Annotated in this window: 16 protein-coding genes; 2 read left to right on the forward strand and 14 right to left on the reverse strand. The window is 64.0% G+C overall.

All coding sequences use genetic code 11. The annotated features are described in order from the left end of the window. Positions 1-50: 50 nt before the first annotated feature. The 4 genes from HMI60_RS07310 to HMI60_RS07325 are packed head-to-tail and all read right to left on the reverse strand — an operon-like array spanning position 51 to position 3,557. Positions 51-443 (reverse strand): universal stress protein, encoded by a 393-nt coding sequence (locus HMI60_RS07310; protein ID WP_018778057.1) that lies wholly within the window; start codon positions 441-443, stop codon positions 51-53. Beyond that, the gene (locus tag HMI60_RS07315) at positions 440-2,047 is read right to left on the reverse strand and encodes a tripartite tricarboxylate transporter permease (RefSeq protein ID WP_055976971.1); all 1,608 of its coding nucleotides are present in this window, start codon (positions 2,045-2,047) and stop codon (positions 440-442) included. The genes HMI60_RS07310 and HMI60_RS07315 overlap by 4 nt, the downstream gene beginning before the upstream one ends. Further along, positions 2,047-2,550, reverse strand: coding sequence for a tripartite tricarboxylate transporter TctB family protein (locus tag HMI60_RS07320; protein WP_039239631.1), 504 nt, complete (start codon positions 2,548-2,550; stop codon positions 2,047-2,049). Before HMI60_RS07320 ends, HMI60_RS07315 begins: the two co-directional genes overlap by 1 nt. Then, a complete protein-coding gene (locus HMI60_RS07325; protein WP_018778054.1) occupies positions 2,547-3,557 on the reverse strand; it encodes a tripartite tricarboxylate transporter substrate binding protein in 1,011 nt (336 codons plus the stop codon). The genes HMI60_RS07320 and HMI60_RS07325 overlap by 4 nt, the downstream gene beginning before the upstream one ends. Positions 3,558-3,808: 251 nt before the next feature. Here HMI60_RS07325 and HMI60_RS07330 point away from each other — a divergent pair, with 251 nt between their 5' ends. Together HMI60_RS07330 and HMI60_RS07335 are read left to right on the forward strand one after the other, a co-directional pair. Next, positions 3,809-5,386 (forward strand): sensor histidine kinase, encoded by a 1,578-nt coding sequence (locus HMI60_RS07330; RefSeq protein WP_193591148.1) that lies wholly within the window; start codon positions 3,809-3,811, stop codon positions 5,384-5,386. After that, the gene (locus tag HMI60_RS07335) at positions 5,383-6,051 is read left to right on the forward strand and encodes a response regulator (RefSeq protein ID WP_018778052.1); all 669 of its coding nucleotides are present in this window, start codon (positions 5,383-5,385) and stop codon (positions 6,049-6,051) included. Before HMI60_RS07330 ends, HMI60_RS07335 begins: the two co-directional genes overlap by 4 nt. A 39-nt stretch (positions 6,052-6,090) precedes the next feature. Here the strand turns inward: HMI60_RS07335 and HMI60_RS07340 are convergent, their stop codons facing one another. The 10 genes from HMI60_RS07340 to HMI60_RS07385 form a co-directional block, all read right to left on the reverse strand. Beyond that, complete coding sequence (locus HMI60_RS07340; protein WP_018778051.1) at positions 6,091-6,567, reverse strand: heme-degrading domain-containing protein; 477 nt, start codon at positions 6,565-6,567, stop codon at positions 6,091-6,093. Continuing rightward, positions 6,560-7,591, reverse strand: coding sequence for a Gfo/Idh/MocA family protein (locus tag HMI60_RS07345; RefSeq protein ID WP_193590845.1), 1,032 nt, complete (start codon positions 7,589-7,591; stop codon positions 6,560-6,562). Before HMI60_RS07345 ends, HMI60_RS07340 begins: the two co-directional genes overlap by 8 nt. Before the next feature lie 4 nt (positions 7,592-7,595). Beyond that, positions 7,596-8,480 carry a biopolymer transporter Tol gene (locus tag HMI60_RS07350; RefSeq protein ID WP_193590846.1) on the reverse strand — a complete coding sequence of 295 codons (885 nt, stop codon included), beginning with the start codon at positions 8,478-8,480 and terminating at the stop codon, positions 7,596-7,598. 95 nt (positions 8,481-8,575) lie between these two features. Beyond that, positions 8,576-9,574: a sugar phosphate isomerase/epimerase gene (locus HMI60_RS07355; RefSeq protein WP_055976956.1), complete on the reverse strand. Its 999-nt coding sequence runs from the start codon at positions 9,572-9,574 to the stop codon at positions 8,576-8,578. 1 nt (position 9,575) lies between these two features. After that, a complete protein-coding gene (locus tag HMI60_RS07360; RefSeq protein WP_018778047.1) occupies positions 9,576-10,793 on the reverse strand; it encodes a Gfo/Idh/MocA family protein in 1,218 nt (405 codons plus the stop codon). A 28-nt stretch (positions 10,794-10,821) separates the two neighbouring features. Next, the gene (locus HMI60_RS07365) at positions 10,822-11,943 is read right to left on the reverse strand and encodes a Gfo/Idh/MocA family protein (RefSeq protein WP_055976951.1); all 1,122 of its coding nucleotides are present in this window, start codon (positions 11,941-11,943) and stop codon (positions 10,822-10,824) included. Then, positions 11,940-12,686, reverse strand: a complete 747-nt coding sequence (locus tag HMI60_RS07370) for a sugar phosphate isomerase/epimerase (RefSeq protein WP_193590847.1) — start codon at positions 12,684-12,686, stop codon at positions 11,940-11,942. Before HMI60_RS07370 ends, HMI60_RS07365 begins: the two co-directional genes overlap by 4 nt. Positions 12,687-12,742: 56 nt before the next feature. Beyond that, positions 12,743-13,636 carry a carbohydrate ABC transporter permease gene (locus HMI60_RS07375; protein ID WP_018778044.1) on the reverse strand — a complete coding sequence of 298 codons (894 nt, stop codon included), beginning with the start codon at positions 13,634-13,636 and terminating at the stop codon, positions 12,743-12,745. Continuing rightward, positions 13,636-14,598: a carbohydrate ABC transporter permease gene (locus HMI60_RS07380; RefSeq protein WP_018778043.1), complete on the reverse strand. Its 963-nt coding sequence runs from the start codon at positions 14,596-14,598 to the stop codon at positions 13,636-13,638. Before HMI60_RS07380 ends, HMI60_RS07375 begins: the two co-directional genes overlap by 1 nt. A 15-nt stretch (positions 14,599-14,613) precedes the next feature. Further along, on the reverse strand, positions 14,614-15,942 hold the full coding sequence (locus tag HMI60_RS07385) for an ABC transporter substrate-binding protein (RefSeq protein ID WP_018778042.1): 1,329 nt from the start codon (positions 15,940-15,942) through the stop codon (positions 14,614-14,616). Between the last annotated feature and the right edge of the window lie 66 nt (positions 15,943-16,008).

Consider the following 16,008-nt stretch of genomic DNA (forward strand, 5'->3'; position numbering starts at 1 on the left):
GCTAATGCCCCTAAGAACGCCTCTTAGGGGCATTAGCTGTACGAAAACTCCTAGTCCGCCTTCACCGCAAGGACCGGGCAGTCCGCTTCCAGGAGGATGCGCTGGGAAACGCTGCCCATGATGAGCTTGCCTACCGGGCTGCGCCGGCGGAGGCCGATCACGATCAATCCGGCGTCGTGCTCGTCGGCAGCATCAAGCACCTCGGCCGCTGCGTCATGACCGCGGATGGGTTGCTTGATGATGTGCTGGATGCCGTGCTCAGCCAGCCGGTCCTCGATGCTCTGGATCTCCGGCTCCTGGGCATAACGGTTGTCCACCAGGGCGTCGCCCTTGGAGGAATTGATGACCAGCAGGGTGTCGTTGCTCTTCTTGGCCTCGGCGATGGCCTGCGTCAGTGCTGCTTCGCCTTCTGGTGTGGGGACGTATCCCACCACGATGGTCATGGTTTCTCCTGCCGATGGTGTGCGGGCGTGGTTGGTTCGGTCTTCGTGGTTGAAGGCGTCGCCGGGGTCTGCGGCTCATCTTGGTCCGAAAGCATGGACGGCCCTGTAAGAGCTGCCGTCGGACGGTTCCGCCGGATGAGCTTGAGGACCAGCGGCCAGGCCAGGATGATTCCGATGATGACGTAAATACCGACGGCGATCGGCTCGCTCCAGAGCCCTGCCGGGTCGCCTGCACTGAGCTGCAGGGTCTTGCGGAGCTGGCCTTCCAGCCGCGGGCCCAGGATAACGCCAAGAATGAGCGGCAGGACGGGGAGTCCGAAGCGGCGCATCATGAACCCCAAAGCACCCAGTATCAGCAGGATCACAAGGTCGAAGGCCTGGAGGTTCACCGAGTAGGCGCCCAACGTGGCGAAGAACAGGATGCCTGCGTACAGGTACGGGCGGGGCAGTTGCAGCAGCTTGGCCCACAGCGGCGCCAGGGGCAGGTTGATCAGCAGAAGGAGAAGGTTGCCGATGAACAGGCTCGCGATCAGCGCCCACACCAGTGGTCCCTGGCTCGAGAAGAGCTGCGGGCCGGGCTGGATGCCGTAGGACGTGAACGCTGCCAGCATCACTGCCGCGGTTGCGTTGGTGGGCAGGCCGAGGGCCAGCATGGGAGTGAGGGTACCCGCGGCGGCTGCGTTGTTCGCAGCTTCCGGACCCGCCACGCCTTCGATGGCTCCATGGCCGAACTCTTCGGGGTGCTTGCTGAGGCGCTTCTCGGTGACGTAGCTCAGGAACGTGGGGATTTCCGCTCCGCCTGCCGGCAAAGCCCCGAACGGGAAACCGAAAACCGTGCCGCGAAGCCATGGCTTCCAGGAGCGTTGCCAATCCTTCTTGCCCATCCAGGGACGGCCAACGGGAATGACATGCAACGGGGTGCGGCGCAGGTGTGCCGCCACCCAGAGGGCCTCGCCCACCGCGAAGATGGCCACAGCCACCACCACAATGTCCAAACCGTCGGACAACAGCGGCTGGCCAAACGTGAGCCGGCTCTGGCCCGTAACGGAGTCCAGGCCCACCAAACCGATGGCCAGTCCCAGGCCGAGGGAGGCGAAGCCGCGCAACCGCGACGACCCCAGGACCGCAGTGACAGCCAGCAGGGCCAACATCATGATCGCGAAGTAGCTGGGGGAGCCCAGGCTGACCGCGAACTTCACAACGATCGGTGCGCAGACCGCAAGGAGGGTAGTGCCAATGGTGCCTGCCACGAACGAGCCGATGGCCGCCGTCGCGAGTGCTTGCGCCGCCCGCCCCGCCTTGGCCATCTTGTTGCCTTCGATGGCCGTCACCACGGACGACGATTCGCCGGGAGTATTCAGCAGGATGGAGGTGGTGGAGCCGCCGTACATTCCGCCGTAGTAGATACCGGCGAACATGATGAAGGCGCTGGTGGGTTCCAGTGCGTACGTGACCGGGAGCAGCAAGGCAACGGTCATGGCCGGACCGAGCCCGGGAAGGACACCCACAGCGGTGCCGAGGATGACGCCGATCATGGCGTACATGAGGTTCAAAGGAGTAAGGGCGGTGGAGAACCCGTCCATCAAGGAGGACCAGACGTCCATCAGAGGATTCCTTCCAGGAGTCCGGCCGGCAGCGCAATGCCCAGGCCGAGGTAGAAGCCGTAGAAGGTCAGCAGGGAAAGTGCCACGGAGATGAGTCCGTCACGGACATAACGGCGGCTTCCGAGGGCCAGGACGCTGCCCCAGAAAAGCACCGTGCCGGAGATGACCCAACCAGCCCAATCGATCAGCAGGATGTTGAGCAGGAAGGCTCCCGCCAGCGGCAGGACGGTCTTCCAATCGGCAGGGTGCGCCAGGTCCACATCCTCGCCGCCTTCGGCCTCGCCCCTGCCGCCACGGAGGACATTGATGGCAAGCAGAACAGCGCAGGCCACCAGGAGTCCGGCAACGATGAACGGGACAGTCTTTGGACCCACCGGGTCCGATTTCGAGTACGGGGTTACCAGGCCGTTGGCGTCCAGGAAGACCAGGACTCCGACCACGCCGAGCAGGAGGGCGACCCCCAGCTCGGCGCGGCCTTTCAAGCCTGTTGCTGGAGAGCTCACGCCAAGCCAAGCTTGGTGAGGACGTCCGCCACCCGCTTGTCCTGGTCAGTCAGGAACGTCTGGAATTCGTCGCCGGTGACAAAGGCATCCGTCCAGCTGTGGGTCTTGAGTGCTTCCTTCCAACCAGCGGACTCGTGCATCTTCTCCAGCGCGGCGATCAGGGATTTCTTGTCGGCGTCGCTGATGCCCGGAGGGGCTACGACACCGCGCCAGTTGGTGAACACGAGGTCGATGTTGGATTCCTTGAGGGTGGGGGCGTCCACGCCGTCAAGCCGCTTCTCGCCGCTCGTGGCAAGGACACGGACCTCTCCGGACTTGATCTGTTCCAGGTACTCGCCTGCGCCGGAAGCTGCGAAGCCGAGCTTGTTGCCAAGGATGGCGGGAAGGAGGTCGCCACCGCCGTCGTAGGAGACAAAGTTGACCTTCGTGGCGTCGATGCCCACAGCGCCGGCCAACTGCATCGGCAGGAGGTGGTCCGGGCCGCCGGGCGAGGAGCCGCCGCCTACGGAGATCGACGCGGGATCTGCTTTCCACGCCTTCACCAGGTCATCGATGGTCTTGTAGGGGGAGTCCTTGCTGACCATGATGGCGCCCGGCTCTTCAATCAGCTTGGCCAAGGGCGTGGTGTCCGTCAGTTTCGATTGTGACTTGTTGGTGTAGCTGGCACCCACCACGCCCAGGCCCATGAGCATGGTCAGATCGCCGTTGCCCTTTTCGTTCACCACGCGGGCAAGGCCCACAGTGCCGCCTGCGCCTGCAAGGTTGAACACTTCAGTGTTGTTGGCGATCTTCTCATCGTCCAGGACCTTGGCCGCTGCCCGGGCGGTGGTGTCGTAGCCGCCACCGGGAGTGTTCGGAACCATGATCTGGAGGCCGGTGATGGGTCCGGCGGCAGCGCCGGAGCTTTCGGAACCAGTGGAGTTCTTGCCGGTGGCACCACAACCGGTGGCCATCAGGGCGAGGCCGGCGGCGACGGCGGCGACTCGCAATGCGCGGATCTGGCGCATGGTGTTCCTCTTCTCAGTTTTGAATTCTCTGCAGGGCGATCAACGTTGTGCCCCGTGAACTGATGCTAGGGGCCGCAGTGACGCCGATCACTCTTGTGTTCGCAGTGATCTTTAAGTTCATTGCGTTCACGGTCCTGGACGGTCCATCACGGCTCTGGGGTATAGTTCCGATACGCCACGCGGAGCGCCCCCAGACACCTCCGGACTCTGGCACCACCAAAGGAAACCACGCAGTGACTCGAAGAAGAGGAATGTCCCTTGCCGGGCAATACCTTGTGCTGCAGTTGCTGATCGTCCTGGCGGTGCTGGTGGCGGTGGTCGCCATCTCCCTGGCGCAGTCGGCCGCCGCGTTCGAACGGACTGAGGGCAGGCGGGCGTTGTCCGCAGCCGAAGCCCTGGGCAACAACCCCACCGTACGCGCGCTGCTCCCCACGGCGGAACCGCGCGGCGGTTCGGCGCTTCCCGCCGTCGCCGAATCCGTCAGGACGGTCTCGGGTTCAGCGCACGTGGCCCTGGCAAAACTGGACGGCACAGTCATCACGGCCTCGGACCCCGGACTGATCGGCCGGCCCTTGCCACTGGGAGAGAGCCGGGTGATGGAAGGCAGGGCCTGGACCGGCGTCGTCACCAGCAACAACGTGACAGTGCTGTCCGCCCACGTGCCGGTGATCGACGACTCCGGGCAGATGATCGGCATCGCATCCATCAGCCGCAACTACCCTTCCACCCTGGAAAGACTCGGCGACGCCGTCCCCAACCTCCTCACCTACCTGGGCGTGGCCAGCGTCCTGGGGGTGGCGGGTTCGCTTCTCCTGTCCCGTCGCGTCAAACGGCAAACCCTCGGCATGGAACCCCGGGAAATCACCGGACTGGTGGAAAACCGCGAAGCCATGCTGCAGGGCCTCAAGGAAGGTGTTGTGGCGTTGGACCCCCATGAGCGGATCACGGTGGCCAACCAGAGCGCCCGCCAGTTGCTCGGATTGCCCGACGACTGCGTAGGCAGGAAGCTGCGCTCCCTCCCCGTCGAATCCGCCCTAAAAGTGGTGCTGACCCGCGAACAGTCGGACCCGGACCAACTGGTGCTGGTAGGGGAGCGGCTGGTGGTGATGAACCGGGTGGCGCTGCGCTCGCATGGGCGCGACATCGGTTCGGTGACCACCCTGAGGGACCGCACCGAGTTGTCCTCCCTTGAGAGCGAACTTGGTGCCACCCGTACGGTCACGGACACCCTGCGCGCGCAGGCCCACGAGTTCGCCAACCAGCTCCACATCATTTCGGGCCTCATCCAGATCGGCGAGTACGATTCCGTGGTGCAGTTCGTCAACGGTGCCACCGTGGAGCGGACCCGGCTCAACGACGACGTGACCCGGCGGATCGAGGATCCCGCGCTCGCTGCCCTGCTGATCGCCAAGGCCAGCCTGGCCACTGAGCGCGGCGTCGAGTTGAAACTGGACCCCCGGTCCGCGCTTCCGCGCGTCAAGGACGAACTGTCCCGGGACATCACCACCGTGGTGGGCAACCTCGTGGACAACGCGTTCGACGCCGTCACTGGCCTCGCAGGGGCATCGGTCCGCGTGCTCGTGGAGGACTCGCCGGACGGTGTCGGGGTCACTGTCCAGGACAACGGCCCGGGCGTGCCCGCCGGTTCTGCCGAGGAGATCTTCCAACAGGGCTACTCCACCAAGGAACCGGGACCGGGGGATGCCCGGGGCTTCGGCTTGGCGCTTTCGCGGGTCATCTGCCGGCGCAGCGGGGGCGAACTGACCGTGGCCAACGACGACGGTGCAGTGTTCACCGCACGATTCAGCAAAGGGGCTCTCCACAAGTGATCAAGGTCTTGATTGTCGATGACGACTTCATGGTGGCCAAGGTTCATGCCGGGTTCATCCAGCGAAGCCCCGGTTTCGGGGTGGTGGGTGTTGCCCACACCGGCGCACAGGCCTTGGCGGAAACGCGTAGGCTGCAACCCGATCTTGTGCTCCTGGACATCCACCTCCCGGACATCAACGGCCTGGACCTCATGCACCAGTTGCGGGACGTTGCCCCGGACCTCGACGTGCTGGTGATCAGTGCAGCCCGCGAGGTTGAGACCGTGCGCAAAGCCCTCCGCGGCGGCATCGTCCACTACCTGATCAAGCCCTTTTCCCAGTCCGATCTTCAGGAACGGCTGGAGCACTACCTCAGCGCCTACCAGGGGCTGGATGCTTCCAAGGTCGAGGCTGAACAATCCGACGTGAACAGGGTCTTTGGGTTGGGTGTTTCCGAGCGGACCCTGCCGAAGGGCTGCAGCGTGGAGACCCTGGAACTGGTGGAGTCCGCGTTGAAATCAGCACCGGGTGATTTGTCAGCCGCTGAGCTTGCAGAACAACTCGGGACCTCCCGTGTCAGTGCCCGCCGCTACCTTGAGTACCTCCACGACGAAGGCGCCTTGGACGTTCGACTCAAGTACGGCGTCGGACGTCCCGAAAGGCGCTATGTGCTGAAGGGGCGGTGAGGCCAAACCAGCCCTGGCCGGGTTCGAGCCCTGCTGCCCCTAAACCCCGACCGTCTTCAGGTAGTTCCGGATGCCATCGACCACCAGTTGGTGGTCCTCGTCGGAGCTGAGGCCGGACACCGTCACAGCCCCGATCACACCTGCACCACGCACGCGGAGAGGGAAGGAACCACCCGCCAGGGTGTAGTCCTCGTGGGCCAGCCACCCGTTGCCCAGGGGGCTGTGGGTACGGGAGGCAAACAGCTCGGTCAACAGTGCCGTGCTGTGCTCGAAACGCAGCACCGAAGCTGACTTCCGGCGGATCCACTCTTCCTGGTCCGCCGTGGCGCCGGGCAGGACGCAGCGGAAGAGCACGATGTTGTGCCGGCGGATGTCGATGGCAACCCCGAACTCCGAACTGATGGCATGATTGGCGATCAACGAACCAAGGCGCCAGGCGTCATGGTGATCGAACGAAGCAAAGACCAGTTCTTCTTCCTGCCGGCGAAGCTCGGCGAGGCGTGGGGATTCAGTCACGGTGGTTTCCTTCCGGGGCGGCATCAGCGTCGTAGCTCAGCCCGATCTGGCGGCGGATCTCATCCATGGCAGCCATGACGGCAACGCTCTCGTCCGGCGGAAGGATGGTGCCTGCGGTGGAACCTTCCCGGACCAGGCGCTCCAGCTCAGCTGCCTGGAACTGCATGCCGCGACCGTTCACGGGCTGCTCGTAGCGCTCACCCACGGAACCGTCGGCCGCATGAACGGTGAAGGGGACAGGGTTGTACCAGGTGTGTTCGACGTCGATCCAGCCTTCGGTTCCGATCACCATGGCCCGGTTGGCGCTTGCTGCGTCAAGTTCGCAGTCGACGATCGCCTGCGCACCGCCGTCGTAATCGAAAACCGCCGCAGTCTGGCGGTCGACGCCGGTAGCAGTCATGGCAGCGCTGGCCCTGATCGAGGCCGGCGTGCCCAGGATGTCGAACGCGAAGGAGACCGGGTAGACCCCCAGGTCCAGCAGTGCGCCGCCGCCCAGGGCGGGATTGTTGAGGCGGTGTGCCGGGTCCTTTGGGAGGTTCTGGTTGTGGCTGGCCACCACCTTGCGGACTTCGCCGATGGTGCCTGCGGCGATGATTTCCCGGAGACGGATCATGTGCGGGAGGAAACGGGTCCACATGGCTTCGAGCGCCACGAGCCCCTTTGATTCCGCGAGTCCTACAATGTCCCGGGCTTCACGGGCATTCATGGTGAACGACTTTTCCACCAGCACGTGCTTGCCGGCGTTCAAGGCCAAGAGGGCGTTCGCGTGGTGGAAGGGGTGCGGCGTGGCGATGTAGACCACGTCAACCAAGGGGTCGGCCATCAGGTCTTCGTAGCTGCCATGCGCGGTGGCGATCCCGAATTTTTCCGCGAAGGACCTGCTGGACTCTGCCGAACGCGAACCCACCGCCTGGACAGTGAAGCCGTTCTCCTTCAAATCCTGCGTTTGCAGCCCGGCTATGAATCCGGTGCCGAGGATGCCCCAGCGGATGGTTCCGTCGGAAGTACCGTTGCTTAGGGTCACGTAGTTAGTCCTTTGCAGAGTCAGTGAGCGGGTACGCCACATACGCAAAGCGCGCGGAGTCCGGCGACCAGCTGTTGACGTTGAGGGTACCTTGGCCACCGTAAAGTGGCCATGCTTGGAGTGGGGTGGTCCAGTCCCTGGTCGAAACAAGCACGACGTCGACGGGCAAGTCAGCGGGGTGTCCAACGGTACCGCCGGGGAACCGGATGTAGCTGGCGTAGTGGCCATCCGGGGACAGGTGGGGGAACCAGTCGACGGTGTCGGACTTCAGCAGCTGAGTAAAGTCGCTGCCGTCCGGTCGGATCCGTGCAAGCTGGGCATGCCCCGGAGTTGTTGAGAACGACTCCGTGTTCAGGTAGATCCATTGCCCGTCAGGCGAGTATTCGGGTCCGTCGCAGTGGCCCGAACCGACGTCGACCCGGGCGGCAGCGCCGCCGTCGGACGCCATGGTCATGAGCTTGCCGGGCTGCTTGAAGTCGCCGGCCTCAATTCCGACGTACGCGAGTTCTTTGCCGTCGGGGCTGACGCCGTGGAGGAAATGGAAGGAGCCGTCGTCCTCGGTGATGCGGGTGGCAGGGCCGCCCTTGAGCAGTCCACGGTAGATATGGCCGTCGTTGGCGGAGAGGAAGATGCCGGTGCCATCCGGCGCCAGGACGTGGTCGTTGTTGAGGTCGGGGATGCCACTGAGCGGGATTTGGGTCAGTTTCGCAGTGGAAGTGTCAAGACGCCACAGTTTCCCGTCTCCGTTCAGGATGAGGGCTGAACCGTCCAGGGTCCAGTTCGGGGCTTCGAGGAGAATGTGGTCAGTGGCGTAGAGGGTTTCGCTGTGGCCCGTGACCGACGCGATCCGCACCTCGCAACGCTGGCCGGGTTGAAGGGTGCGGATCACGGTTGGCTCCTTGCCACTTTGATGGGAGTTTTTGTACAGGTAACGCCCTCAAGAAGGCTTCTAAAGGGCGTCAGCTGTGCAAAAACTCCGGAGGGTTAGTCCTGGCTGAAGGCGGCGTCGAAGCTGGTCTGGGAGGCGGGGAAATCGAACTTCTTGAGCGCTGCAAGGGCTTCGGGGGCGCCGTGCAGGCGGTCCATGCCGGCGTCTTCCCATTCCACGGAGATGGGTCCGTCGTAGCCGATCGCGGTCAGGGCGCGGAAGGACGATTCCCAAGGCACGTCGCCGCGTCCGGCGGAGACGAAGTCCCAACCGCGGCGCGGGTCGCCCCACGGCAAGTGGGAGCCCATGACGGTGTTCCGGCCCGTAGGGCGGAGCTTGGTGTCCTTGCAGTCCACGTGGTAGATCCGGTCCTTGAAGTCCCAGATGAAGGACACGGGATCGATGCCCTGCCACATGAAGTGCGACGGGTCCCAGTTCAGGCCGAAAGCTGGCCGGTGTCCGATCGCTTCGAGGGTCCGGACGGTGGTCCAGTAGTCGTAGGCGATCTCACTCGGGTGGACTTCGTGGGCGAAGCGGACCCCGCATTCGTCGAAGACGTCCAGGATGGGGTTCCAGCGGTCGGCGAAGTCCTGGTAGCCGGCCTCGATGACTTTCTCCGGGACAGGCGGGAACATGGCGACGTATTGCCAGATGGAGGAGCCGGTGAACCCCACCACGGTGTCCACGCCGAGCGCTTTTGCGAGGCGGGCGGTGTGCTTCATTTCTTCGGCAGCGCGTTGGCGCACGCCTTCGGGGTCGCCGTCGCCCCACACCTTGGACCCAACGATCGCCTCGTGGCGGAAGTCGATGGGGTCATCGCAGACGGCTTGGCCTTTGAGGTGGTTGGAGATGGCCCAGACCTTGAGGTTGTACTTGTCCAGGATGGCGAGTTTGGACTCGACGTAGCCGGGTTCGTCCCAGCGCCAGGCGTCCAAGTGGTCTCCGGAGACGGCGATTTCCAGGCCGTCGTAGCCCCAGCCCGAGGCAAGGCGCGCGACTTCCTCGAAGGGGAGGTCGGCCCACTGGCCGGTGAACAGGGTGTACGGGCGGGGCATGTCAGGCTCCTTCGGTAGGGTTTGCGTGCAACTGGATCAGTGAGCTTTTGGCGGCTGCGGACTCTTCAACGGCGGCGAGGATGTGCTGGACGTTCAGGCCCTCCTCGAACGACGGCGATGGCTGGCTGCCGTCGCGAACGGCAAGGAGGAAGTCCCGGATCTGGTGGGTGAAGGTGTGTTCCCAGCCGATGATGTGGCCTTGCGGCCACCATGCTTCAAGGTAGGGGTGAACGGGCTCGTTGACCAGGATCCGTCGGAAGCCCTGCTCCCGGACCGGGACGGTGGCGTCCAGGAAGCCGAGTTCGTTCAGTGCCTCGAGGTCAAACAGGATGGTGCCTTTATCGCCGTAGATTTCGAGCTTGAGGGAGTTTTTCTGGCCCGTGGCCACGCGACTGACTTCAACGGAGGCGATTGCTCCGGAGGCGAGCGTCAGCGTTGCCCAGGCGGCGTCGTCGACCGTGACATCCTCCATGGCGCTTGCGGGATCAGAGGTTCCGGGGCGTCGGTCCACGAACGTCTGCAGGCGGCCGGAGACCTCGGTAACGGCATCGCCCAGAAGGAACAGGACCTGGTCAATCGCGTGCGAAGCGATGTCGCCGAGCGCGCCGGAACCGGCGGTTTCCTTACGGAGGCGCCAGGTCATGGGGGATTGCGCGTCGGAGAGCCAGTCTTGGAGGTAGGCGGCACGGACGTGGCGGACGGTGCCGAGGCGGCCCTCGGCGATGAGTTCGCGGGCCAGTGCAAGGGCGGGGACGCGGCGGTAGTTGAAGCCGATCATGGACTGCACTCCGCGTTGGCGGGCTTTCGCGGCAGCGGCGGTCATCAGTTCGGCCTCACCCAATGTGTTGGCCAGCGGCTTCTCCACCAACACATGTTTGCCCGCTTCAAGGGCGGCGATGGCGATTTCCGCGTGCATCCAGCCCGGGGCGCAGATATCGATGATGTGGATGTCATCGCGTTCAATCACGGAGCGCCAGTCGGTGGCGGATTCGGCCCAGCCGTACTTGGCAGCGGCCTCGGCCACCTGGGTGGCGTCCCGGCCAACGAGCACTTTCTGCTCGAAGGCCGGGACGTCGAAGAAACTGGCCACATTCCGCCACGCATTCGAATGGGCCTTCCCCATGAAGGCATAGCCAATGGCGGCAACCCCCAAGGGGGCCTTATCCTCGCGGGAAGCCAGCCTGTCGGAAGGCAGGGACGAGTGTGTGGGCGTGCTCATGGTCAGGTTCCTCGCTGTTGCTGCGGACTTAGAGTGTGGCGGTTTCGGGAGCCCAGTCCTCAGGGACTGCCGCCGAGGCCGGCGCGTTGCTGGTGACATCCACGAACGTGCCCGATTCCACGGACTCGGCGATCGAGACCATGCTGTCCAACACGTGGTAGGCCAGATCGCCGGTGGCGCGGTGCGGAGTTCCGGCCCGAAGCGCACGGGCCATGTCCAGCACACCCAGGCCGCGGCCGTTGGCGGGGCCGGTTGCGGCGATGATCTCGGGTTCTTCCGCGCCTGGACGCCAGAGCTTCAGCTCGCCGTCGAAATAGTTCGGGTCCGGCAGTGAGAGGGTCGCCTCAGTGCCGGTGATTTCCACGAAGCCCATCCGGAGGCGCGGCGACTCGAAGGAGAACACGCTGTGGCTGGACTGTCCGCCTTCGAACTGCGCCATCGCGGACACATGCGTGGGAACCTCGACGGCGAACTCCTCGCCGGCCTTGGGTCCGGAACCGATGACGCGGGTGGCCTTGGCGGAGGAGCCGACGGCGGCCACCTTGCGGACGGAGCCGAAGGTCTGGATCAGGGCCGTGAGGTAGTACGGACCCATGTCGAACAGCGGGCCGGCGCCGTGTTGGAACAGGAAGGCCGGGTTCGGGTGCCAGGATTCCGGACCCGGGGTCTGGAACGTAGTCATGCCGGTCAGTGGCGTGCCGATGTCACCGCGTTCAATGATGCGGCGCGCGGTCTGCAGGCCGGCACCCAGGAACGTGTCCGGTGCGGTTCCGAGGCGGATTCCCGCTGCATCTGCGGCCTTGAGGAGGCCCAGACCGGATTCACGGTCCAGCGAGAACGGCTTCTCAGTCCATACGTGCTTGCCCGCGTTGACGGCAGCGGTGGCTACCTCGACGTGCGCCGCAGGAATGGTCAGGTTCACAATGATTTCGACGTCGGGATGGTTCAGTGCCAGCTCCGGCGCGCCAAACTCGGCGATCCCGTATTCCTCGGCGCGGGCCTTGGCTGCCTCTTCGAACAGGTCGGCGATCACCAGGACTTTGACGTCCGGGAAGGTGGTGAGGTTATCCAGGTACTGCTTGCTGATGTTGCCCGCGCCGATGACGGCGACGCCTACGGGGCCCTTGCGGGTTGAGGGTGTGAAGCTCATGCCTTGGCCCCTGCCGATTCTGCGTTGAGGAATGCGAGGCTCTCCGTGATTCCTTCGAAGATGTCGCCCGAATAATCGTCGAACTCCACCACGCCCACTTCCAGGGACTTGGCAGCTGCGATGACATCCAGCACCGGAATGGTGCCCTGGCCGGCGGGCTGCTGGGCTTTGGTGTCGGTGTTGCCGGGGCCATCCTTGATGTGGATGAGCTTGACCCGGTCACCCAGGCGGGCCAGCAATTCGACGGGGTCCTGGCCTCCGACGGCTGCCCAGTACGTGTCTACCTCGAGGACGAGTTCCGGATCCAGCAGTCCTTCGAAGTATTCAAGCGCAGTGGTGCCTTCGACGGTGGACTGTAGCTCCCAGGCGTGGTTGTGGTAACCAACCCGGATGCCGTACTCGGCGCCTTTCTTCGCGGCGGCGTTGAGCTTGGCTGCCGTGCCTTGGATGGTTTCCGCATCCTGCCAGTGCTCAGCCGGGAGGAACGGATCGATGACGGTGGTGATGCCCAGCTCTTTGGCGGCAGCGAAAATTTCGTCCTGGTCCTGTGACAGGAGCGGGGCGTGACCGGACGGAGCGGTCAGGCCGTTCTCCTTCAAAGCCTTGCCGAGTTCCGAAGCTGTGGCCACGAAGTTGTACGGCTCCACCTGCGTGTAGCCGATCTCAGCGACCTTCCTGATGGTTCCAGGCAGGTCCTCCTGGATGGCGTTGCGGAGGGTGTACAGCTGGAGTGAGTAAGACATGGGTTTCCTTTTCGGGAGTGGTTTTCCGGGAGTTCGGGGACTTGGCGCCAGTCTAATCAGCGGCCGGCCAGGGAGCCGCCGATTCCGCCGACGCTGAAGTACTTGTTCAGGGTGGCGAAAACAATGATCGGCGGCAGCATCATGACCACGGCCAGGGCCATGACGGATGTCCAGTCAGTCGCGTTTTGCTGGAAGAAGGATTGGACACCCATGGGCAGGGTGAAGATCTCGTTGGAACGGAGGAACACGATGGCAACCAGGTAATCGTTCCAGGCGAGCAGGAAGGCGAAGATCGCGGTGGAGAGGATGCCCGGCAGTGAGTTGCGGAGCACCACCTTGGTGAAGGATCCGAAGACTGAGCAGCCATCGATCCAGGAGGCTTCTTCGAGGCTGATGGGGATGGAGTCGAAGTAGGCGGCCATCATCCAGGTAGCCACGGTCATGGTGGAACCGACGTAGATGATGGTGATGCCCAGGAGGTTGTCCACCAGGCCCATGGCAGCGAAGAGGATGAAGAGGGGGACCACGGAAGTGATGATCGGCAGGGACTGCATGACGAACAGGAGCAGTGAGTAACCGGACACTGCCTTGGAACGTCCGCGGGAGAGGACGTAGCCGGCGGGAGCGGCCACCGCGACCGAAACCAGGACAGTGGACAGCGTGGTGACCAGGCTGTTCTGCAGCCAGGTGGCGGCGAGCGTCCCGTTGAACACGTTGGCCAGGTTCTCGAAAGTAAACCCGGTGGCGGTGCTGTTGGCTCCGGGAGTGAAGGCAAGGACCACAGTGACCATGATGGGGACCAGGACGATCACCGTGATGGCCAGGATCAGGGCGAACCTCCACCAGCGTCCGCGCATACCGGCTTCCGAGAGCACCCGGCGGGTTTTTCCGGAATCGGTGATACCCAGGGCGGGACCGGATTCGGGGTGGGCGTGAAGTACTGTGCTCATTATTCGACGCTCGACTTTCGGATCTGGCGGTACAGGATGACGGAAATGACCACCAGGGTCATGGTCATCAGGAAGGCGATGGCGACGCCGGGGCCGGTGGCGAAGTCCTGGAAGACCGTGCGGTAGGCAAGGACCACCAAGGAGGTGGTGGCACTGACGGGGCCGCCGCCGGTGAGCAGGTAGATGGTCGGGAAGTCATTGACGCAGAAGATCGTCATGAGGATCCATGAGATGTACGTGGAGCGGGCGATCAGCGGGAGCGTGATCTGCGTGAACTGCTGCCACTTGGAGGCGCCGTCCATGCTGGCCGCTTCGTAGACGGTGGTGTCCACCGAGGCCAGGGCCGCGGAGATCATCATCATCATGAAGGGGAAAGAGACCCAGACCTTGAACACCATCACGGTGATGGATGCCAGTGTGGGGTCGGCCAGGAACAGCGGGGTCCCCAGTCCCAGCCCGCGGAAGATCGACGGGATCAGGCTGTCGGGGGTGGCCACCAACCAGTTCCAGGCGGTGGAGGAGACGACGATCGGCACTACCCACGGCAGGAGCAAGAGGACCTTGAAGGTATTGCCTGCGGGGATCCTGGTCCGCAGCAGCAGGGCCAGGCCCAGTCCTACCAGCCAGGAGCCGAAGACTCCGACAATCGTGAACCAGAGCGTGAACTGTGCAGCTTTCCAGAACGCGGGGGAGGACAGGACGCTGGCGAAGTTCTCGCCGCCCACGAAGTTGCCCGTCTGGAGGAGGTCGCCGTCGTGGGTGGCCTGTACCGCGGCGTGGATCAGCGGGTAGCCGTGGATCAGGACCAGCAGCACCACCGAAGGCAGCAACAGCCAGAAGAAAGTACGGGTGGTCTGCGCGCTGAGTTTGCTCTTGCGTTTGCCGGGGCCGGCCCCCGAGCCGCCGGGGGCCACTCCCCGGCGGGCCCGGGACAGGCCCGATGTTGCAGTAGTTGATGACATGGCAGAGGTACCGTTCTACTTCTTCAAGACCGATTCGAGGCCGGACTGGAAGGCCTGCAGGGCGCTCTTGGCATCAGCTGCCTGGCCGGTAAGGATCGACTGGCTGAACTGGTTCAGCGCCTGGCCGCCGTCAAGGGCTGCGAGGTTTGCGTTGAGCGTGCTGCCCTGGGCTGCGAAGGTCTTGGCGATCGGCTGCCAGTCCTTGACGATCTTGACGTTGTTGGGGTCGTCGGCAAACTCGGGCAGCTCGGTGATCGACTTGAAGACGGGCAGTGCGGACATGAGCTTCTGCTTCCACAGTTCCTTGAGCTGGCCCAGGTAGTACACAAGGAACTCTTCCGAGGCTTCCTGCGACGGGGTGTTCTTGTACATCATGATGTTGTTCGGGAACACGATGGTTGCCTTGTCACCGTGCGGACCGGTGATGGGGTCGGCCACCAGCAGGTCTCCGGAGGTGTCGCCGACGCGTTGCGGAACGTTGACCTGGAACAGGCCGAAGCCGGCCTTGCCGTCCTTCCACTGTGCTGACATGTTGTCCGTTGTGTAGCTGACGGCTGCGGGATCCACGATGCCGTTGGAGACAAGCTCGCGGACGAATTCGATGGCTTCCACGTTGCGGTCGTTCAGGAGGTCCAGCTCGCCGTCCTTGTTCCAGACACCGCCGCCGTTGTTGACCATCATCATGATCATCGAGTGGTTGCCGTAGTTGTTGCCCGAACCGGCGCCCGTGGCGAAGCCGAACGCGCCGACCTTCTTCAGCGCCTTGCCGGCTTCAAGCAGGGACGGCCAGTCGGTGGGCAGCGACACGCCCGCCTTCTCGAACAGGGACTTCCGGTACCAGAACACGCGCATGTCCAACTGCCACGGCACGGCGACGTATCCCTTGTCGGACTTGAACGGGTCCAGCACGCCGGGTAGGAAGTCATCGAACTGACCGTTGGACTTCAGCTTTTCAATGACTTTGTCGGCGTACGCGATCTGGCCCTGCTGCTCGAACTGGAAGGCCTGGAAGCCGCCGCCGGTGGAAACGGCCGGGCCGGTCTTGGAAGCGATGGCCGAGGAGAACGTCTGGTAGAAGTTGTTCCACTGGATGATCTGGTAGTTGGCCTTGGCGTTGTTCGCGCCGGAGAAGCCTTCTGCGATCTTCTTGGCGGATTCGTTGTAGGCGGGGGTGGCCCACGGCATGTCCCAGAACTTGACCGTTCCACCGGCGCCGCCACCTCCGCCCTGGGTAGCCGAGCCTCCGCCGCAGGCTGCCAGCAGCGGCACGGAAGCGGCCGCCGCGGACAGGCCGAGGAAATTGCGGCGGGAGAAGGACCGGGTGGCTGCGGACTGAACATTCATAGTGATTCCTTTCGGGACCGGCGACGCTGTGCGTTGGTTTGCCGGTCCAGCTCAACTTTGAGTAGG

It is taken from the genome of Paenarthrobacter sp. YJN-D, from assembly GCF_015040335.1.
Lineage (GTDB): Bacteria > Actinomycetota > Actinomycetes > Actinomycetales > Micrococcaceae > Arthrobacter > Arthrobacter nicotinovorans.